The organism is Virgibacillus oceani (genome assembly GCF_014638995.1).
GTDB classification, from domain to species: domain Bacteria; phylum Bacillota; class Bacilli; order Bacillales; family Amphibacillaceae; genus Virgibacillus_E; species Virgibacillus_E oceani.
The window spans coordinates 187,681-207,434 of the sequence record NZ_BMFR01000003.1 but is presented as its reverse complement, the minus strand read 5'-3'; the positions used below and the strand labels follow the sequence as shown (position 1 = coordinate 207,434).

Annotated in this window: 24 protein-coding genes; 19 read left to right on the top strand and 5 right to left on the bottom strand. The window is 36.4% G+C overall.

Annotated features, from left to right (window positions below; genetic code table 11):
• Nucleotides 1-52: 52 nt before the first annotated feature.
• The 6 genes from coxB to IEV74_RS06295 all read left to right on the top strand — a co-directional run bounded on the left by coxB (nucleotide 53) and on the right by IEV74_RS06295 (nucleotide 5,542).
• Nucleotides 53-1,105 carry a cytochrome c oxidase subunit II gene (gene coxB, locus IEV74_RS06320; RefSeq protein ID WP_188454515.1) on the top strand — a complete coding sequence of 351 codons (1,053 nt, stop codon included), beginning with the start codon at nucleotides 53-55 and terminating at the stop codon, nucleotides 1,103-1,105.
• Between the two features lie 59 nt (nucleotides 1,106-1,164).
• Complete coding sequence (gene ctaD, locus IEV74_RS06315) at nucleotides 1,165-3,015, top strand: cytochrome c oxidase subunit I (protein ID WP_188454514.1); 1,851 nt, start codon at nucleotides 1,165-1,167, stop codon at nucleotides 3,013-3,015.
• A 1-nt stretch (nucleotide 3,016) separates the two neighbouring features.
• Nucleotides 3,017-3,640: a cytochrome (ubi)quinol oxidase subunit III gene (locus IEV74_RS06310; RefSeq protein ID WP_188454513.1), complete on the top strand. Its 624-nt coding sequence runs from the start codon at nucleotides 3,017-3,019 to the stop codon at nucleotides 3,638-3,640.
• A 3-nt stretch (nucleotides 3,641-3,643) separates the two neighbouring features.
• Nucleotides 3,644-3,967: a cytochrome c oxidase subunit IVB gene (gene ctaF, locus IEV74_RS06305; protein ID WP_188454512.1), complete on the top strand. Its 324-nt coding sequence runs from the start codon at nucleotides 3,644-3,646 to the stop codon at nucleotides 3,965-3,967.
• A gap of 131 nt (nucleotides 3,968-4,098) precedes the next feature.
• Nucleotides 4,099-5,001, top strand: coding sequence for a cytochrome c oxidase assembly factor CtaG (ctaG, locus tag IEV74_RS06300; protein ID WP_188454511.1), 903 nt, complete (start codon nucleotides 4,099-4,101; stop codon nucleotides 4,999-5,001).
• An 85-nt stretch (nucleotides 5,002-5,086) separates the two neighbouring features.
• Nucleotides 5,087-5,542, top strand: a complete 456-nt coding sequence (locus tag IEV74_RS06295; RefSeq protein WP_188454632.1) for a DUF420 domain-containing protein — start codon at nucleotides 5,087-5,089, stop codon at nucleotides 5,540-5,542.
• Nucleotides 5,543-5,589: 47 nt separating this feature from the next.
• On the opposite strand, the gene ytvI is transcribed toward IEV74_RS06295, so the two are convergent.
• Together ytvI and IEV74_RS06285 are read right to left on the bottom strand one after the other, a co-directional pair.
• Nucleotides 5,590-6,648, bottom strand: coding sequence for a sporulation integral membrane protein YtvI (gene ytvI / locus IEV74_RS06290; protein WP_188454510.1), 1,059 nt, complete (start codon nucleotides 6,646-6,648; stop codon nucleotides 5,590-5,592).
• Between the two features lie 138 nt (nucleotides 6,649-6,786).
• Nucleotides 6,787-7,152: a YugN family protein gene (locus IEV74_RS06285; RefSeq protein WP_188454509.1), complete on the bottom strand. Its 366-nt coding sequence runs from the start codon at nucleotides 7,150-7,152 to the stop codon at nucleotides 6,787-6,789.
• 255 nt (nucleotides 7,153-7,407) lie between these two features.
• Here IEV74_RS06285 and IEV74_RS06280 point away from each other — a divergent pair, with 255 nt between their 5' ends.
• The 7 genes from IEV74_RS06280 to coaD all read left to right on the top strand — a co-directional run bounded on the left by IEV74_RS06280 (nucleotide 7,408) and on the right by coaD (nucleotide 11,806).
• On the top strand, nucleotides 7,408-8,475 hold the full coding sequence (locus IEV74_RS06280; protein ID WP_188454508.1) for a CAP domain-containing protein: 1,068 nt from the start codon (nucleotides 7,408-7,410) through the stop codon (nucleotides 8,473-8,475).
• 332 nt (nucleotides 8,476-8,807) lie between these two features.
• Nucleotides 8,808-9,212, top strand: coding sequence for a YlbD family protein (locus IEV74_RS06275; protein WP_188454507.1), 405 nt, complete (start codon nucleotides 8,808-8,810; stop codon nucleotides 9,210-9,212).
• A 10-nt stretch (nucleotides 9,213-9,222) separates the two neighbouring features.
• A complete protein-coding gene (locus IEV74_RS06270; protein WP_188454506.1) occupies nucleotides 9,223-9,456 on the top strand; it encodes a YlbE-like family protein in 234 nt (77 codons plus the stop codon).
• Between the two features lie 131 nt (nucleotides 9,457-9,587).
• Nucleotides 9,588-10,031, top strand: coding sequence for a YlbF/YmcA family competence regulator (locus tag IEV74_RS06265; protein ID WP_188454505.1), 444 nt, complete (start codon nucleotides 9,588-9,590; stop codon nucleotides 10,029-10,031).
• A 69-nt stretch (nucleotides 10,032-10,100) separates the two neighbouring features.
• A complete protein-coding gene (locus tag IEV74_RS06260; protein ID WP_188454504.1) occupies nucleotides 10,101-10,376 on the top strand; it encodes a YlbG family protein in 276 nt (91 codons plus the stop codon).
• A gap of 379 nt (nucleotides 10,377-10,755) precedes the next feature.
• On the top strand, nucleotides 10,756-11,310 hold the full coding sequence (gene rsmD / locus IEV74_RS06255; protein ID WP_188454503.1) for a 16S rRNA (guanine(966)-N(2))-methyltransferase RsmD: 555 nt from the start codon (nucleotides 10,756-10,758) through the stop codon (nucleotides 11,308-11,310).
• A 16-nt stretch (nucleotides 11,311-11,326) separates the two neighbouring features.
• Nucleotides 11,327-11,806 carry a pantetheine-phosphate adenylyltransferase gene (coaD, locus tag IEV74_RS06250; protein ID WP_188454502.1) on the top strand — a complete coding sequence of 160 codons (480 nt, stop codon included), beginning with the start codon at nucleotides 11,327-11,329 and terminating at the stop codon, nucleotides 11,804-11,806.
• A 41-nt stretch (nucleotides 11,807-11,847) separates the two neighbouring features.
• Here the strand turns inward: coaD and spoVV are convergent, their stop codons facing one another.
• Nucleotides 11,848-13,059, bottom strand: coding sequence for a dipicolinic acid transporter SpoVV (gene spoVV, locus IEV74_RS06245; RefSeq protein ID WP_188454501.1), 1,212 nt, complete (start codon nucleotides 13,057-13,059; stop codon nucleotides 11,848-11,850).
• A 245-nt stretch (nucleotides 13,060-13,304) separates the two neighbouring features.
• On the opposite strand from spoVV, the gene IEV74_RS06240 reads away from it, so the two are divergent.
• Nucleotides 13,305-14,321 carry a SepM family pheromone-processing serine protease gene (locus tag IEV74_RS06240; RefSeq protein ID WP_188454500.1) on the top strand — a complete coding sequence of 339 codons (1,017 nt, stop codon included), beginning with the start codon at nucleotides 13,305-13,307 and terminating at the stop codon, nucleotides 14,319-14,321.
• Between the two features lie 207 nt (nucleotides 14,322-14,528).
• On the opposite strand, the gene IEV74_RS06235 is transcribed toward IEV74_RS06240, so the two are convergent.
• Nucleotides 14,529-15,776 (bottom strand): nucleotidyltransferase, encoded by a 1,248-nt coding sequence (locus IEV74_RS06235; protein ID WP_308418978.1) that lies wholly within the window; start codon nucleotides 15,774-15,776, stop codon nucleotides 14,529-14,531.
• A gap of 186 nt (nucleotides 15,777-15,962) precedes the next feature.
• Between IEV74_RS06235 and IEV74_RS06230 the strand changes: the two genes are divergently transcribed.
• From IEV74_RS06230 to IEV74_RS06215, 4 genes are all read left to right on the top strand, one after another.
• Nucleotides 15,963-16,493 carry a YceD family protein gene (locus IEV74_RS06230; protein ID WP_188454499.1) on the top strand — a complete coding sequence of 177 codons (531 nt, stop codon included), beginning with the start codon at nucleotides 15,963-15,965 and terminating at the stop codon, nucleotides 16,491-16,493.
• A gap of 39 nt (nucleotides 16,494-16,532) precedes the next feature.
• On the top strand, nucleotides 16,533-16,706 hold the full coding sequence (gene rpmF, locus IEV74_RS06225; protein ID WP_188454498.1) for a 50S ribosomal protein L32: 174 nt from the start codon (nucleotides 16,533-16,535) through the stop codon (nucleotides 16,704-16,706).
• Nucleotides 16,707-16,841: 135 nt separating this feature from the next.
• A complete protein-coding gene (locus tag IEV74_RS06220; RefSeq protein WP_188454497.1) occupies nucleotides 16,842-17,600 on the top strand; it encodes an enoyl-CoA hydratase/isomerase family protein in 759 nt (252 codons plus the stop codon).
• 91 nt (nucleotides 17,601-17,691) lie between these two features.
• Nucleotides 17,692-18,177: an RsfA family transcriptional regulator gene (locus IEV74_RS06215; RefSeq protein WP_188454496.1), complete on the top strand. Its 486-nt coding sequence runs from the start codon at nucleotides 17,692-17,694 to the stop codon at nucleotides 18,175-18,177.
• 44 nt (nucleotides 18,178-18,221) lie between these two features.
• Here the strand turns inward: IEV74_RS06215 and IEV74_RS06210 are convergent, their stop codons facing one another.
• Nucleotides 18,222-18,692 carry an N-acetyltransferase gene (locus IEV74_RS06210; RefSeq protein ID WP_188454495.1) on the bottom strand — a complete coding sequence of 157 codons (471 nt, stop codon included), beginning with the start codon at nucleotides 18,690-18,692 and terminating at the stop codon, nucleotides 18,222-18,224.
• 182 nt (nucleotides 18,693-18,874) lie between these two features.
• Between IEV74_RS06210 and IEV74_RS06205 the strand changes: the two genes are divergently transcribed.
• Nucleotides 18,875-19,753 (top strand): 2-dehydropantoate 2-reductase, encoded by an 879-nt coding sequence (locus tag IEV74_RS06205; RefSeq protein ID WP_188454494.1) that lies wholly within the window; start codon nucleotides 18,875-18,877, stop codon nucleotides 19,751-19,753.
• The last annotated feature ends 1 nt before the right edge of the window (nucleotide 19,754 follow it).

Here is a 19,754-nt window from a genome sequence, read left to right as displayed (position 1 = left end):
TAAGTAAAACAAATATAAGGAAGAAACAAAAGAGAAAGAGAGGTATGATTACATGAAAGGTTGGATGGGAAAACTTCGGGTTTTAACACTGTTAGGCTCGATTGCGCTCGTTCTGTCGGGATGTGGTAGGGAAAATTTAACTGCATTAATACCTAAAGGATATGGTGCAGAAAAATCACTTGACCTAATTATCTTATCAACAGTAGTTATGTTGTTTGTACTGCTTATCGTAATGATTTTGTATGTAACTGTGCTGGTCCGTTTCCGTAAAAAGAAAGGAAAAGAGGATTTTATTCCAAAACAGGTTGAAGGGAATAAAACACTTGAAACTATTTGGACAGTTATTCCAATTATTTTGCTAATTATCATTGCTGTTCCAACAACGATTGCTACGTTTGATTTAGCTGATACAGAAGGCTCAAAAAAGGCATTAAATGTGGATGTTACAGGTAACCAATATTGGTGGCACTTTAATTACAATGGTCAAGAAATACAAACTAGTCAGGATTTGTATATACCAACAGGGGAAAAAGTGTATCTTAACATGAAATCTTCTGATGTCATTCATTCATTTTGGGTACCAGCAATTTCAGGTAAAATGGATGTAAACCCCGAAAATGAAAATACGATGTACATTGAAGCATATGAAGAGGGAGTATACTGGGGTAAATGTGCAGAGTTATGCGGCCCTTCACATTCTTTGATGGACTTTAAAGTAATTGCAGTCAGCCCAGAGGAATTTGAACAATGGGTATCTGACATGCAAAGTGTAGATCCTAAAGCTGTTGCTGAGGGTGAAACTGCACAGCAAGGACAAGAATTATTCCAGGAAAAAAATTGTATGGGCTGCCATGCTATTGGGTCATCCCCAATTCAAGTTGGTCCAAACTTAACTAACTTCGGTGACCGCACACAAGTAGCTGGTATTAAAGAACATACGAAAGATAATATTGTTCAGTGGATTATGGATCCAGAGTCAATTAAACCAGGTAACAAAATGACTGGTAATTACCCAACTGTATCCAAAGAAGAGGCAAATAAAATTGCTGATTACTTATTACAATTACAGCCTTCAGAGATTACTTCTGAAAGCGCTGGAAATTAATTTTTAAATATATAACATAATTATTTTGGGATGGAAGATGTATAAGGGAGGTTAAAGTAGTGAGTGTTGCAGCTACTCAGAAAAGAGGCTTCGGTTCCGTGTTATGGGATTACGTTACAACTGTCGACCATAAGAAAATTGCACATTTGTATTTATTTGGCGGCGGATTGTTCTTCCTAATCGGTGGAATAGAAGCGATGTTAATTCGAATTCAATTAGCCAAACCAGACAACGATTTCTTGAGTGCTGGTTTGTACAATGAAATGATAACCATGCATGGTACTACAATGATTTTCTTAGCGGCTATGCCTTTAATATTTGCATTAATGAATGCGGTGCTTCCACTGCAAATTGGTGCGCGTGACGTAGCATTTCCGTATTTGAATTCATTAGGTTTTTGGTTATTTATGTTTGGTGGTATTTTACTTAACTGCAGTTGGTTTTTGGGTGGTGCACCGGACGCAGGTTGGACTGCATATGCACCATTATCAACCACTTCACCAGGTCATGGGGTAGATTTCTATGTCATGGGTCTGCAAATAGCTGGTGCCGGAACATTAATTGGTGGTATTAACTTCTTGGTGACAGTAGTTAATATGCGTGCACCGGGTATGACTTACATGCGTATGCCACTATTTACTTGGGCATCATTTATTGCAAGTATTTTAATTTTATTCGCATTCCCAGCTTTAACAGTTGGTTTGTTCTTATTAATGTTTGATCGTATGTTTGGTACTGCATTTTTTGATGTTTCGTTAGGTGGTAATACGATAATCTGGGAACATATTTTCTGGATTTTTGGTCACCCTGAGGTTTATATTTTGATCTTGCCTTTATTTGGTGTATTCAGTGATGTATTTTCTACTTTTGCAAAGAAAAGACTATTTGGATATACCGCAATGGTATTTGCAACAATGTTAATCGCATTTTTAGGATTTATGGTATGGGCACACCACATGTTTACAGTAGGTTTAGGTCCTGTAGCGAACTCAATCTTCTCGATTGCAACAATGGCGATCGCTGTTCCAACGGGGATTAAGATCTTTAACTGGCTCGCAACATTATGGGGCGGTAACATAACGATAAACTCAGCAATGCTATGGTCACTTGCGTTTATACCTACATTTACTATTGGCGGTATGACTGGTGTAATGGTAGCAACTGTTGCAGCTGACTATCAATATCATGATACGTACTTTGTAATTGCCCACTTCCACTATGTAATTGTTGGTGGAACAATCTTTGGTATTTTTGCAGCATTGCATTATTGGTGGCCGAAAATCTTTGGCAGAGTTTTACGCGAAGGATTAGGTAAACTAACTTTCTGGACATTTTTCATTGGTTTCCATTTAACTTTCTTTATCCAGCATTTCCTTGGATTAATGGGTATGCCTCGCCGCTATTGGGTATTCCATTCTGGAGATGGATTGGATTTAGGTAACTTAATCAGTACAATTGGTGCCTTCTTTATGGCATTTGGGGTTATTGTGTTTATTATCAACGTAATTCTTACTGCAAGGGATGAAAAAGCACCGGCAGATCCGTGGGATGGACGTACGCTTGAATGGGCTACTGCATCTCCGCCGGCACATTACAATTTTAAACAAACACCACTTGTTCGTGGACTAGATCCATTATGGATTGAGAAGTCAGAAGGAAAAGGTAAAATGACACCAGCGGAACCATTAGGTGAAATTCATATGCCAAACAATTCTTTCTTGCCATTCTTATTCTCATTAGGACTATTTGTAGCAGGATTTGGCTTTATTTATCAAACAGACAATAAAGCATGGTTGGCAGTCCTAATCGGCGGTATGGCATTCTCATTAGGAACGATGGTAGTAAGATCAATGAAGGATGACCTAGGTTATCATATTTCAAAAGAAGAACTAGAAAGGGAGGCTGACTAATATGAGTCACGATCATTCCTTAAATCCAGAAACAATGCCGCATGAACCTGAGAAGGCAACCCTTGAGGGCAAAAATAAGTTCATTGGATTTTGGTTCTTCCTAGGTGGAGAAACAGTTCTTTTTGCAAGCTTATTTGGAACTTATCTGGCACTTCATAATTCGACTGCAGGTGGACCTGCAGGAAATGAATTATTTGGTTTGGAACTTGTATTTGTAATGACAATATTATTATTAACAAGTTCTTTAACAAGTGTGTATGCAATTTATCACATGAAGAATAATGATTTTGGCAAGATGACTCTTTGGTTTATCATTACAATCATTCTTGGCTTTGGCTTTGTTGGCTGTGAACTTTATGAGTTTCATCATTATATTACGGAATATGGATTTACATTCCGATCATCAGCGTTTGGATCTGCTTTCTATGCATTGCTTGGATTCCATGGAGGACACGTAACATTTGGGTTATTCTGGATGATTACATTGTTAATCCGCAATGCACGAAGAGGTTTAAATCTGTACAACGCTCCCAAATTTTATATTTGGAGTCTATATTGGCACTTTATTGACGTTGTTTGGGTGTTCATTTTCACTGTAGTATATCTAATGGGAAAGGTGGGCTAATCCATGACTGAAAACACCGGTTCCAATAAAATTGATTCTTTTCATAAGAAAAAAAACAAAGAAGAAATGCAAAAACAATTAATTAGTTTTGCGCTTATGATTGTATTTACTATTCTCGCTTTCGTAGTTGTGGCAACTGGAATGATGGATAAAATGCTGGTTATTCCAATATTGCTTATTCTGGCAATCGTGCAAGTTGCTTTCCAATTTTATTATTTCATGCATATGAAACATGAAGGACATGAAATGGCATCGGCTATGATTTACGGAGGTATATGGGCAGCCATATTAGCTGTGGCAGGATTAAGCACAATCGTTTGGTGGTAACATTACAACAAAAGGCTGGGATTTTTCCCAGCCTTTTGTTTTTTACTAATTCTGTCACATTCAAAATGCGTGCATCTTGTTAAATTGCGTTATAATATAATGTATATGCTATATTTATGGAGTGAATTATGATGTGGTTAGAACTTCAAATTTTCGGGTTTCGTGCATTGTGGAGCCCGTATTACTTACTGTTTGTATTAGCGCTATGCCTTGCTTATTATTTAATAACAATCCGTTTTCGACATAAGTTTGGGATTAAAGATAAACCGACTGGTAAACAGCAGTTCTATTTTTTTACAGGTATGCTACTGCTTTATGCTGTTAAAGGATCTCCAATAGATTTATTAACGCACATTATGCTAACGGCTCATATGATTCAGTTAGCTATATATTTCCTGATATTCCCAATATTAATGATAAAAGGTATTCCAAGCTGGGTATGGGAGAAGGTCATTAATATTCCTATTATAAGACCAGTATTTAAATTATTAACAAAGCCATTAATATCGCTGTTGCTCTTTAATACATTATTTTCAATTTATCATATTCCAGACGTTTTTGACTTTACGAAGGCATCGCCAATTGCGCATTCTACAATATCAACAGTTATCTTGATTGCGGCGTTTATTGTATGGTTTCCAATATTAACACCGATTAAGGAACGGGATACAATTTCACCGCTATTAAAAATTGCTTATATTTTTGCGAATGGTGTCTTGATTACGCCTGCTTGTGTATTGATTATATTTTCAGATGTGCCATTATATGCGGCATATAGCCAGGATGGTGCGTGGATTCAAGCGCTTGCCTTATGTGTTCCGAATGACGTATTGCAGGGCATAGCAGTTTCCATTTCCGGCCCTGAAATGTTTTCGCCAATGGGTACGCTGGAAGATCAGCAGCTTGGCGGTATTATTATGAAATTAATGCAAGAAATAACATATGGTGTTGTCTTAGCAAAAATTTTCTTCTCTTGGTTTAATCGAGAAAGTCTTAAGGTGGATCCAATACCGGAACCAAATCATAATATGTGATCTGTCCATTGCTGTATTTTCTAGCTGTAAATAGGGAATGCAGCAGGGATACATAACTTTTTGATGAAAGGAACAAATGTTAAATATGCCATTATTACCGACAATCAGTACATTTTTTATCGTATTAAGTGCTATACTAATTGCAATTGGATGGAGATTTATTGTTAAAGGGAAGGCAGCTGCACATAAACGGACAATGATCCTTGCAGCAATCAGTGCACTTATTTTCTTTATCATTTATATGTCCCGAACTGCTTTTATTGGTAATACAAGCTTCGGTGGGCCGGAAAGCATTGAAAAGTATTATACGATATTTTTAATCTTTCATATATTTTTAGCTACCACCGGGGCGATATTCGGAATTGTGACATTAACGTTGGCATTTAGGCGGAAAATTACAATCCACCGAAAAATCGGTCCAATTACCAGTGTTATATGGTTCTTTAGTGCATTAACTGGTGTTATGGTTTATTTACTTTTATACATCATTTATGACGGCGGGGAAACAACCAGCATGCTGAAAGCGATATTAGGATCATAATAAAAAAGGTGTGAGAGCAATTTGCTTTCACACCTTTTTATAAAGTCTTAAATCTTAATATTTAACTTAATAATACCTGCTTCTGAAGCAGAATTAAACATGATTAACAATAATGGACCAAGAATAAATCCGCTAATCCCCATAAGCTGAATACCTAAGAACATGGCAATAAGTGTTGCTAGCGGTGATAGACCAATATGTTTTCCCATTACTTTTGGTTCAACTGTACGTCTAATTCCCAGAAGGATAATTGCTAGTATCGCAAGCTTTACCCCCATCGCAATGTCCCCAGATAAGAACATAAATAATGACCATGGGCCAAGAATAACGATGGAACCGATAATAGGGATAAAATCAATGACCCATATGATCAGTGACATAACAATTGCTACTTCAGGTGCAATGATAAACAAACCGATTAATGAAACAATAAAAATAATGACACTTACTAAGAATTGTGCCTTCAGAAATCCAAGTATTACGCTGGATAGTCGTCTGTTCATGAAGGTTACTTTTTCTGCTGTTTCTTTTCTCATGAGTTTATATGTATTAGCCTTTACAAGTGGCAATTCTAGCATAAATAAGAATAAGGCAATTAAGTACACTAAAAAGCTTATTAAGTATTGCGGTATTTTAGCAAATATTTTTGTTATGTTATCGATCGTAATTTTTTCTTTTGCGGTAGTGCTTAATGCTGTTAAATTTTCCTCTAAACTTTTGGAGACTTCTTTTACAAACTCAGGTGGCAAGCTTTTCGAGTATTGTGTAAAGTCTTTTTCCCATTCCGCATAAACGTGATTTAATTCACTAAAATATTCTGGAACATCCTCCACAAAATTAACTACCTCTGTTATCGCTTTTGTAACAACAAATGTTCCAGCAATCCCGATTAACAGTAAAAACAGCATAAAAACAATGATTACTGATGTTTTCCTGCTCGTCTTTGTTTTATTTTGAATCAGTCTGACTGCAGGGTTAAGCATTAGGGCAGTTATTAATGCAGCAATTAAGGGAATCGAAATCGGCAAAATAAAATACAATGCTAGTAAGAGTAAAATGGTTAAAAAAATTAATGTCCATTGACGCTTTGAAATATTCCGAAACAATTTAATGGGAGTACTCCTTTCAATAAAATCTGTTGTTATATAGAAATATAGCATGTAATGACTGGTTTGAACAGATAATTTTTTAGAACAAAAAAACAACCGCTCAGATTCAAGCAGCTGTTTCCTTTTTGATCACTATTATTTTTTGTATTGATTAATTTCTTCTTGGATTTTTGTAACAAGACTATTTGCTCGTTCAATTAGATTTTCGGGGAAGTTTTCTTCTTCGCCGTATTCAACTCCATGTGGGTAATAATGCTTTCCTAAAAGTGGCGTTGACAATTTAATAACTGCATTTCCACGATCAACATCACCTTCAAGTGCATAGCCTTGAATACGAATATAGTATGTAATATTTTTTTCTTTTGAACCAATTTTATAGTCATAGGTTACACGTTCGTAATCCCATTGGCCTGCTCGAATAAAAGCGTGTTTTCCCATTAAGTGATCTAACGGTTTTAGGTCGACAACTGCATCTTCTATTCCTGTATTTTCTAATCTCATTTTTTCCACCTCACATAATTATCCTCACTATTTCTATAATAGTACGAATTAACCCAAGTTGCAATCGAAAAGAGAATTACAATCTATAGCCTCTGCTTGATACATAAGATAGTTATATCACAATTACAGCGAATAATACGTTCTAAATTGTTTCTGAATTTAATAACATGAATAGTAGAGAAAATAGAATGGAATAGACTTCTAGTACATATATATATAATATGATTATAAGCAAAATAAAGGGGAATAGCATTTATGCGGTATATTCAAGTGATCGTTATACTAATTTTACTAGTTTTAGGCAGCTGGTACATATTTGCAAAAAGCGGTGTTTCGTCCGAAGAGGCTATTACCAGTATCAGCAAATCTTTTAATCAAAAGAAAAATCAACTTTCATCGAAAACGATACCTGAGGATAGACAGTATAAAGTGGATTTAGACGGAGACTTATATCAATGGATAGGAAATTCTGTGGAAGAGTTAACGGAGAGTTTTGGTAAACCAGAACGGAAAGACTTAAGTGCATATGGATACGTGTGGTGGGTTTACACAGACAAAAATGAACAATATATCCAATTTGGTATTCAGGATAATACAATTCTAACTGTATATGCAACTGGAAACAATTTGTCGGCGGAACCGATACAAATTGGACAAGTGTATGACAAAATAAATAAACGCTTTGAATTTGAAAATCGAGTTACATACAGTACGGGAATATCATCCTATTCATTTCAATTAGACAAAAATGAAATAAAAATGCGGCCATTAACAAAAATAGGAGAGAATGTGTTTGTACAATGTTATTTTGATACATTTACGAACAAATTATCATCAATACGTGTAATGACCGGAGATGTTCTGCTCAAACATCGTCCATATGCAATGGAATATCGCGGGGACTTGCCTGATCAGCCGGAATTGAATTCAGAGCAATGGGATAAAGTTGAAAGTGGCATGGAGCAGCAAATTTTTGATATTACCAATGTAATTAGGAAGCAATTTGATAAGAAGGTATTGAAATGGAATGACAATGTAAGTGAAGTAGCTTTCCTGCATAGTGAGGACATGGCGAAACATAATTATTTTTCTCATTACAGCCAAAACGGTGATGGTTTAAAAGAACGGTTGGCAGCAAACGAAGTATATTACTTTAGAGCAGGTGAGAATATAGCGGCGCAATATCCAGACGCACCTGCCGCGATGGAAGGCTGGCTAAATAGTAAGGGACACCGGGAGGCATTGCTCAATGCGGATTATACAGACTTAGGTGTAGGTGTATACCAATTGTATTACACACAAAATTTTGTTCAGCAGCCATAATTAAAGACCTTGGAGGGTCTTTTTTCTTTGGGACTTTTCACAGTTTATAGGTGGTTATCATACCATAGTAGTAATAAAATTTTCTTTTGTAGCTCTTTACTACGTAGTTTCCGTAAACTGCGTGCGACGTAATGAAATGCTTAGACTACCGTTCTGGAATACACTAATGTGATATTTTATAACTTCATACGTTTATGGTGATGAGGAAATAAAAAAAGCATATTCATTCCTGCTAAACATAAAATGAAAAATTTAAGTCGCAGTTTATGTCTTATGTGTAAACATAACGATGTATTTAATATAGTTTGGATATTTTACGTGAGGTGAGACGAGTGAATGAGGATAATTTACATCCTACTGTGAGAGAATTCAAAGCTTTTTTACAGGAACACCCAAAGCTTATTGAAGAAGTAAGAAAAAGTGGGCAATCGTGGCAGGGACATTACGAGCAATGGGTATTGCTTGGCGAAGATGATCCAATGTGGAATTCATATAAGGATGATAGCAATAATAAAGATGAAACAAAGAAAAAGGGCACTGATAAACAATCTGAAATTGTTGGCCAATTGTTAAAGCTCACGGAAAACATTGATCTTAACAAAGTACAAAAACAAGCACAGCAATTAAGCTCTACATTATCTACTGTACAGGAAATGCTGGGGCAATTTAAAGACACAAAAGAGTTGCCAAAAATACCGGATAACCAAAATCAAAGATTTAACTGGTTTAGGGACTAGGAGGGTTACGATGCAGCCAGCAAGCTATCAGTATCTGCAATCTAATCCCGATTTGGCAAATTTTGTTCGTTATAATCCAATCTGGTATCGTTATATTACACGAGATCCAAACAAAATATATGAACTTCCACGAGAAGCAAAAAAGTTTTATGGAAAAACATTTCCGCAGCAGTTAGAAAAAATCAGTAACCAGGCGCAAATGATTGGTATGTTTATTCAACTTGCAGGTGCAATGAAAGATTAATTTCCACCAATTAGGTCATGTTCGTTGACTAACATTCAGTGGAGTAAATGGACACCTCCACTGAATGAAGTTTCACTTTTTCGTTTTCACAGCCATCATAACGTGATAAGATAAAGGCGGAGGTGAATCATATGATAGCTTCAATGGAATATGTAGAAATTCTTGATCATTCTGAGGAACTGGGTAAAATGATTTTACACTCAGATGTAATGGAATCTTATGAAAATTCCCGTAAGGCACTTCAAGAAGACAAGAAGGCACAACAGCTAATTAAAGCTTTTATAGATATAAAAGATCAGTATGAGGATGTACAGCGCTTCGGCAGGTACCATCCTGATTACAACCAGATTATGAAAGCGGTTCGTTCAACAAAACGCGAAATGGATATGAATGACAAAGTGGCAGCATTTAAAATTGCCGAACGAAATTTACAAAAGCTTCTGGACGAAATAAGCCAGCTAGTAGCCATAAGCGCAAGTGAACAGATTAAGGCACCTAAAGATGGAGCCGCCTTAAGTGATGGCGGATGTGGATGTGGAAGCGGAAGCGGCGGATGCGGTTGCCAAGCATCTTAAGAGTATTGATGTAATTGCCCTATTCTGATACACTATCCTAAAATAGATGTCAGTTAGTGAGGAAACAAAATGAGAACATATCGCCAAGGGATCGTTGTTTGGTTTCAGCATATGAAAAATATAAAGCAAATAAAACGCTATGGACATTTGGTGTACACATCTAAACGTTTACGTTATGCAGTACTATATGTGGACCAAGCCGATTTGGAAGATATTGAAAAACGGTTATTAAAATTGTCTTTTGTATCTAAAATTGATCGATCATACAAACCTTTTATTCAAACTGATTTTGAAAATGCAAAGCCGGATAAGGCAAAACAATACGATTATAAAATGGGAATCTGAAAACCTTTTAAGGTTCTTACATAGTTAGTGCCATAAGGTTTTTATAGTCTTTTAAAAAGAAAAACCTGCAGAAATAGTTCTGCAGGTCTTTTTGTTTTCTAATTCCGAAAACAAAAAGGCAAAGGGAGAGGAGAAACCGGAGGAAGAACTTATGGGGAAATGTAAGTCTTCTCCGTGTTTTGAAACAACCAAGCAAAGTATTAGCTGTCTCATTATGTTAGTATGTACGAGGGGAAAAATAATATACGCTTATATGAAACTTTAATCGTGTATTCCATACCAACTCTATTTTTGAATGTTTCTGGTATTCACTTTTGTTCTTGTCATCGTTTTATGGTAGGATATATGTCGAATAGTGCCAAATTAAGGTGGTCATAGTATGCGTGTGATTGCAGGAGAATTAAAAGGAAGGCAGTTAAAGGCAGTTCCAGGGAGGTCGACAAGACCAACTGCGGATAAAGTGAAAGAAGCTGTTTTTCAAATACTTGGTCCTTTTTTTCAAGATGGACTGTGTTTGGATCTATTTGCTGGAAGTGGATCACTTGGAATTGAAGCAATAAGCAGAGGAATGGAAAAGTGCGTATTTGTTGATAAGCATCCAAAAGCAATACATACGATTCAACAGAATTTAAAATCATTTAACATTGAGCAGAAAGCTGAAGTTTTTCGTGCTGATGCATATCGGGCGCTTCATGCGGCTGCAAAACGCGGATTGCGTTTTGACATTATTTTTCTAGACCCGCCCTATGGCAAAGTAGACTATATGAAATTCCTGAATGCAATTAATGAACTTGAATTGCTTAATTCGAATGGAATTATATACTGTGAGCATGATAGTAATGAAATTTTACCAGATGAACACTGTAATTTATCAGTACTTAAAAAAGAAAGTTATGGTGGAACAATTGGAATAACCATCTATAAAAAGAAATAGGAAGGGGAGCTTTCCATTGAGCAGATTAGCGATTTGTCCAGGAAGCTTTGATCCAGTTACATATGGACATCTAGATATTATACAGAGGGGGGCAAAAATATTTGATCAGGTGATTGTTGCTGTATTCAACAATCAATCAAAGGCACCATTATTTACGGTAGATGAAAGGATTGCTTTATTAAAAGAAACAACAAAGGATATCCCTAATGTCTCCGTAGATTCTAGTAATGGATTATTAATCGATTATGCAAGGAAACAGAACGCTCATGCCATTTTGCGCGGATTACGGGCAGTAAGTGATTTCGAATATGAAATGCAAATTACATCCATGAACAAGAAGCTTGATGAAAATATTGAAACCCTTTTTATGATGACGAACAATCAGTACTCATTTCTAAGCTCAAGTATCGTCAAAGAAGTAGCTAAATATAAAGCGAATGTTTCTGATTTAGTACCTGAAATAGTAGAGAAAGCTTTAAAGGATAAATTTAATTAGCAGAAAGGATGCTGCCAGCTTATTCAGCTTGCAGCATCCTTTCATTTATGCTGTTTTCGTCGATACAAAACGATAATAGCAACCCCTAGCGCAAAAAAAGTTATTAAAGGTCCAATTTGTTCAAGCACACGTATGAAATCGGTCCATATACTTTGCTGAAATCCCTTCGACACTGGAACTTCTTCCATATCGAACACCTGTCGATTTAAGTATAATGGTTTAAATAAAATAATTGTTAATAGACTTGCGAATAGTCCATGAAGAAATCGTGCAAAAAAATAAGGAGTAAATCGAATATCCGTGTTCGCTATTATACTCGCAACCTGAGCCTGTACAGAAAAACCATGAAAGGCAAGTATAAAACTTACGACCACAAGTTGTGCTAATAAATTATCAGTAGCCTCATGAGAAATCATGCTTCCGCCTATAGTAATTTCAAACAGCCCTGACAGGAATGGGAGAGCCAAATCGATCGGCAGGGAAAGAAGGTGAAAAAAAGATTGAAAACCTTTAGCTAAAAACGGTGTCACACCTATAAGAAATAATAATTTTGTAATAACAGAGAAAATGATAATAAAGCCACCAACCATAACTAATGTTTTGACAGCGTTTAAAACGGCTTCACCAAGTACTTGCCCAATTGGCCTAGGGTCATTTAATCTGGTGCGGTGCATTTCCTGCAATGCTTTCATAATCGATATCTTTTGTTTTGTTGAATGCTGTGTATTCTGTTCATGTGTTCTGCCATGGAATCTCATGCAAATCCCCACCAAAGCATTGCCCAGATAATGACAAACTGCGAGAAGAATACCAAGCTTTTCATCAACAAAGAAACCGACAGATATAACACCGAAAATAAATAATGGGCTAGAGGCATTAGTGAACGATACCAGACGTTCCCCCTCAATTTGCGTAATCTGATTTTCCTCTCTGAGGCGAGCTGATATTTTGGCACCTGTAGGATAACCGCTTGCCATCCCCATAACCCAGGCGAAACTTCCAACACCTGGCACATTAAAAATTGGCCTCATAATTGGTTCACACAGAATACCAATAAATTTGACGACACCAAACCCAAGTAACAATTCAGCTATAACGAAAAAAGGCAATAATGTGGGGAAGACCTTCTCCCACCATAAGGTTAATCCGCGAATACTTGCTTCAGTCGCATCCATAGGGAATTTTAATATTGCAAATGCAATAAAACAAGTAATACTGGCCAGTAATAATGTTTTGATTATTTGTTTCAACATAAAGCCCCCTATTGTAAGCTTACTCTGTACTTATGTTTTTGTTAGTAGTAGAATGATTTTAGCTTATTATTTAAAAGTAATGGGCAAACATATAAGACTGATAGAGTTACTTTCACAATGTACTCTCGTGTTTAGTACAAGTCTTCTATCAATATACGCACATACCCTTGGCAAATATGCCATACACTTTTCTTAGAATAGAAATTGATATGTGTAACCTGTAAGAAATGGAAGGAGTTCCTGCAGTGAAATTTACTAAACGGCAAATACTATACTTAGTTATTGTAGTAGCCATCGCTTTTTTCCTTTCCGCCTATAAATTACCGTATTACATATATAAGCCTGGTGGAGCGGATGCGTTAAATCCAATTGTTACGGTTGATGGTGGATATGAAAGTGATGGAGATATGCACCTCGTTACGGTAAGGGGAGGTCAGGCAACTCCAATTCAGTATCTTTGGGCTAAACTGCTTCCGCACCAGGAAATTCACCCGCTTGAAGAGATAAGACCTGAAGGCATCTCCGAGGAGGAGTATTTTCATGTTCAATTGCAAATGATGGAGAATTCACAGGAAGCATCAACAGTAGTTGCCTATAAAGCAGCAAATGAGGATATTACAATTGAATATGATGGTGTTTATGTAGTGACAGTGATTGAAGGAATGCCGGCGGACGGCAAATTAAAAATGGGCGATAGGATTATTGGGATCGATGGTAATGAAATTAAAGAGTCACAAGAATTAATCAAATATGTTGAAAATAAAAAAGCTGGCGATGAAATCTCGATTGAGTTGGTACGTGATAAGAAAACAATTACCAAGGACGTTACCTTAAAAACATTTGAGGAACTTGAAAACAAAGTTGGCATAGGAATTCAGCTTGTAACCGATCGACATGTCGAAGTTGATCCGGAAGTGAATTTCTCAAGTGGCAGTATTGGAGGGCCAAGTGCAGGATTAATGTTCTCATTGGAAATCTATGATCAGTTAACTGAAGAAGATTTAACACACGGCTATCAGATTGCCGGGACAGGCGAAATTGATTATGAAGGTAATGTGATGCGGATAGGTGGCATAGATAAAAAAGTAATTGCTGCGGATGAAGAGGGTTGTAAAGTTTTCTTTGCGCCAAATGAAAACGGTGCTGCTGACTCTAATTATGAAATCGCTAAAAAAACTGCTAAGGAAATAGGATCAGACATGAAGATTGTTCCAGTAGATACGTTTGATGATGCGTTAAAATACCTACAGGATCTTAAGTGAAAAAAAGAAGTTGCATAGGACAAATTAAAACATTTGGGTCAAAAGACAAACTACCAAAAAATCCGAACTGTACAAATTCTAATGGAAGAATTCACAGTTCGGATTTTTCTTTGCCTAAAAATACTTTGTTACATCCACTTCTTTTAATTAAGTAAATGATAGATGATTAACGAAATAAGACGCACCATCAGTGGCGGGAAACAGCCATTAAACAAAGATTGGTGGTGCTAATTCTTGGCGGTGAAGCTGTTTTCTTATAGCAGGCGGCAAAATACTGTAATAAGCGTGACTGGCTTTTTCTTCAATTGATAGCATTTCATTCATGCTTCTGCTTAATTGAGTTACAATAGGTACTTCCATATCTTTTTTAACTTGATTAAGGTATGCCTTCCCATTTTCCGTTAGTCCAAGAATACGAACATAAGGTATCCTGGATAAGCTTTGCACAAAGTTCATATCTGCCTTTTTTGTATTTGTTAAAATATGTACGAAAATCCGCTGCAGCCTTGTCCATGTATATCGTTTGGTTTTTATTTTCTCGACCCATTCCTGAAAAGAGGCAGCCTGGTTTGCAGTCTTTTTAATTCTATTTTCCAAACCTTCATCCACACCTTGAATTTGCTGTAATTCATCAGTTGTCATCGTCATTACTCGATAATGCAGGAATGGAAAATATGCTTCCCATGAGTGCCAAACTTTTGTTTTCTCTTTGTAAATTTTTAATTGATGTTCAGTATTTTCGGGAATGGTGCTTGCAATTTCAGGTGTCATTATTCCAAAAGCAAAGAGCTCCTTTCGTATACTTGTTGCACTAGCAATGGAGCTGGTGATTGTTTCATCATGATAGTTGCTTTTGCTTCGTTTGATTGTAAGTGGTTCAATTGGTAAATTGTTTTCCACAATAGCTTTTACATAACTAAAACCCAGAATATTGTTAGGTTTAGAAAGATCCATTCGGTCTGTTGTTAAACCAATTTCTCTGTAAGCAATCCTGCTTGCCTCAGGGAAAGATAAGCCTAAGTCCAAATTTGATTGCAGTGTTTCTCTGTATTGTGTTTCACGTGCTTTAAATGTAGTGTGACTAGAAGTAAAATCAGTGATATCACCGGATTCACTTCCAAAACAAATAGAAGAGACTCCTAATTCATGTAATGTTTGGACAGATCCTTTTGCAAACAAATCGCTGCTTTGAACCGCAAAAACATAGGGTAATTCAACAACAATATCTATACCGCTTTTTAACGCAGCCTTAGTCCTGTGAAATTTGTCAATAATAGCGGGTTCACCACGCTGCAAAAAAGACCCGCTCATTACGGTAATCATGCAATCCGCATTCGACTTTTTCCGTGCCTCTTCTAGATGATAAACATGTCCATTATGGAATGGGTTATATTCTACTATTAAACCACATGCTTGCATCTGTTCATCTCCTAAATAGTTGTTTGTTGCATCCATTTTAACAAAAATATGGAATAATAGCATTTCCGGATTGCAGGATTGATTAATGTAATAGTTATTGGGTATGCTACACAAAAAAAGTGCAGATTTTTTACATTAAATTGTCATTCTGTAAAGAAAATATGTTGACAAAAGTCTATTTTCCTTTTAAAATAACTTTTGTTGCTCGTTAGAGGTGATATAATGAAATTTTCGGTAGCACAGATTAAAAGAACTACCCATAATGAGCCTTTCACATTTGACGGAAAGGTTGACGTTTCCGAATTAGAAACGATGAACAATGATATTCGCAACATTGAACCTGTACATGTTTCTGGGCAATGTCACGTTCAAGGGGAACAATTATTCTTTTCATTTACTATAAAAGGTAAAATGATTTTGCCATGTGCACGAACCTTAGTTGATGTGCCATATTCCTTTAAAATCAGGGCTGATGAAGTGTTTTCGCTTTCCACATATTACGGGGAAGAAGAAATGGAAAATGAAATTCATCCAATTGATGGAGAAATGCTTGACTTAACCCCGTATATAAAGGAAAATATTTTACTAGAGGTTCCATTTCGAGTATTCTCTGATGATGCAAATGCAAAAGAGAATGCCCCTATGAATGGCGATGGATGGGATTTTATTTCCAATGAGAAAACTGAACAAAAAATAGATCCACGTTTGAAAAAATTGGAGTCTTTGCTGAAGGATAAAAAGAAAGAGAAATAGGAATATTTATTTAGCTTTCGTTTGAAGGAGGTGTAAGTCATGGCAGTACCAAAAAGAAGAACGTCTAAAAAGGTTAAAAATCAACGTCGTACTCATAAAAAATTACACGTACCTGGCATGGTAGAATGCTCAAATTGTGGAGAGTTAACTAAACCGCATCATGTATGTAAATCTTGTGGGCATTACGATGGAAAAGCAGTAGTAGAAGCATAATAAATAGTTTAAATCAAACAGATCACGCTTATCAGTGGTCTGTTTTTCTATTTATTAAAGATTGCTGTTTTTTGATAAAGATAAGCAACAATATATGCTACTATAAGCTATATACATAACGAAAGAGGGAATAGAATGATAAGTGCTGTAAAATATCAGCTATTTGATGAAGGTTATAGTGTTATCACATTAAACCGTCCAGAGAAAAGAAATGCAATATCCAAAGAAATGGTTAAGGAGCTGAAGCGATCTATTGAACAAGCTAGGAAAGATTCGGCAAAATTTTTAGTGATTACTGGTGCAGGAGATAAAATGTTTTGCGCTGGTGGAGATTTGCAGGATTTGCATGGCGGTCTGACAGTTGAACAGGCGTTTCAAGAGCTCTATGCAATGAAGGAGGTACTCTTTGAAGTAGCATCCTTTCCAATGCCGACAATATGTTTGCTTAATGGCGATGCACTTGGAGGAGGGTGTGAAATAGCTACAGCATGTGATTTTCGAATTGCAAGGGAATCGAATAAATTCGGTTTTATCCAAACAAAACTAGGAATCTCACCAGGTTGGGGAGGAGGAGCACTCTTATACGAAAAAGTTCATTCTAGCTTTGCTTATCAGTGGATAATGGAAGCTGCCATACATAGTGCGGCCTTTTTGCATGAATGTGGCTGGATCCATAAAATAGTAATGGATGATAACTGGGGTGATCAAACGAAATTATTAGAGTCATATAGAACAAAGTCATATGATCAAATGAAAATATTAAAAAAACAGTATACAAAAAAATTGTCTATTCTTAGCCTGTCTGCACTGATGGATGAGGAAGTGCGAAATTGCGCTAATCTTTGGGACTCTAGGGAGCATAAACATGCTGTAGCGAAATTTTTATCCCGATAATCACAGGTGTAATATTAAAAATAGTAAAACAGTTATTCTATCACTCCTATTTTTTGCATACATTGATAGCAAACATATAAGGAGGGATGTTATGAATGCAACACGCCAAGATGCATGGACGAAAGATGAGGACGTAATCTTAGCTGAAACCGTGCTTCGTTATATCAGAGAGGGTAAAACCCAATTAGAGGCATTCAAAGAAGTTGCAAAACAATTATCGCGTACTTCGGCTGCTTGCGGGTTTCGTTGGAATGCAACGATACGCAAGAATTATCAAGACGCCGTGACTCATGCTAAGGAGGAACGGAAACAAGGTGGCAGAAAAAATACATGGAATTATATCGAACCAAAATCGAGTCATGAGAAGGATACGATTGATACCGCAATTTCATTACTAGAAAAAATGAAAATAAATTTTTCCCCTGAAAATCAAATTTCACAACAGGAATATGAGAAACAGGTACAAAACTTAGAAGAAGAAAATAAATACTTAAAGGCTCAGCTGCTCCGTTATGAAGATGCATGGAAAGAAATGGGCAATCTATGGAGCTGGGTGAATAAAGCTGATACCGAGTAAAAAAATAGACATGAATGCTTTAAACATTCATGTCTACGTTTTATTTAGACCTCTTTTTCTTCTACACCCTCTGGCATCCAGATTAATGGATTCTCGCCTAAATCCCGTTCCATATCATATTTAGCTTTTTGGAAGCCCATTTTTTCCCAGAATCCTTGTGAATTAATACGAGGATTTGTTTTTATTGGCAATTGATATTGTTTTGCAAATTCAACCAGTGCCTTACCATAGCCCTTTCCTCTGAAATCTGGCAATACTTCAAGCTTCCACAGCACTAAATAGTCCTGTGCAGGTTCAAAGTATTGATCATATTTTTTTTGTACCTTGTATAGACTCATGCGAGAAACAAGTGTATTACCGTAGTACACGCCATAAAACGGCGATTCGCTGTCATTTTCCACGATATTGCTTTGCAGATCCTCAAGCATGGACAATTCCTGGTTTCCATATTCTTTAAATCGCTTAAATTGTTCCAAGGTTTTATAATTAATTAAAAGTTTTTCTACCTTTATCATCCGTTTCTCCCCCTTATCAAAATCACGATATTAAAATCATTATTCCCTTTATTATAATATAAATAGATATAGATTGAAATGTAGACGAGGAAAAATAATGAAAACGGCATAAATTTATCTGTTTCAGTTATAAATAGTTTGCTACAATAGGCATAAAGATTTAGACGGACAGGTGAGTGCAAATGAACATTGGAGTTATTGGCGGAGGGTCGATTGGTCTGTTAGTCAGTGCCCTTCTGAGTTATGAACACACCGTAACAATTTACGTAAGAAGAGAGCAGCAAAAACAGGCATTAAATGAATATCGCTTATCCGTATCAAATTCGGAAATCGAACATCCGGTCAGGGCTTTACTGTCTAATGAATTAAAAAAGGAAGATTGCCTAATCGTCTGTGTAAAGCAAGGAGGTATTTCGGATATTGTTTCAATGATACATAAATCCGATCAGCGAATGCCAGTGGTTTTTTTGCAAAATGGTATGGGACATGTCGATTATTTAAAGCATTTTAACCAACCAATATTTGTAGGAGCTGTGGAACATGGTGCGCTAAAATTAAGTGATCATGCTATACTCCATACAGGAAAAGGGGTTATTAAGCTTGCCGCGTTTAATCGGGATATAAAAGAACTAAAAACATTCGCAAATCAGTTAGTAAATCCAGTATTTCCTGTTTGCTTAGCAGAAGATTGGGAGCAAATGCTGCATGAAAAGCTGGTTATTAACGCGGTAATCAATCCACTTACGGCACTATTTGATGTGAACAACGGAAAACTATTGCGTAATCCGTCTTTAACTAAATTGGCAAAGCATTTATGCGGTGAAGCGGCTTTGGCATTAGGTTTAAATTTTCAAGAGCAATGGTCCAGGGTTCAGGCAGTTGCGGATGCAACAAAGGATAATGTGTCATCCATGCGTAAGGATTTACAGGAAGAACGAAAAACTGAAAATGAGGCTATTTCCGGCTATTTATTAAATGTTAGTAAATACCATATTCCATATACAGCATTTGTTTATGACAGCATTAGAGCGTTGGAGGTTATGAAGGGGATTAAGGAGTAAA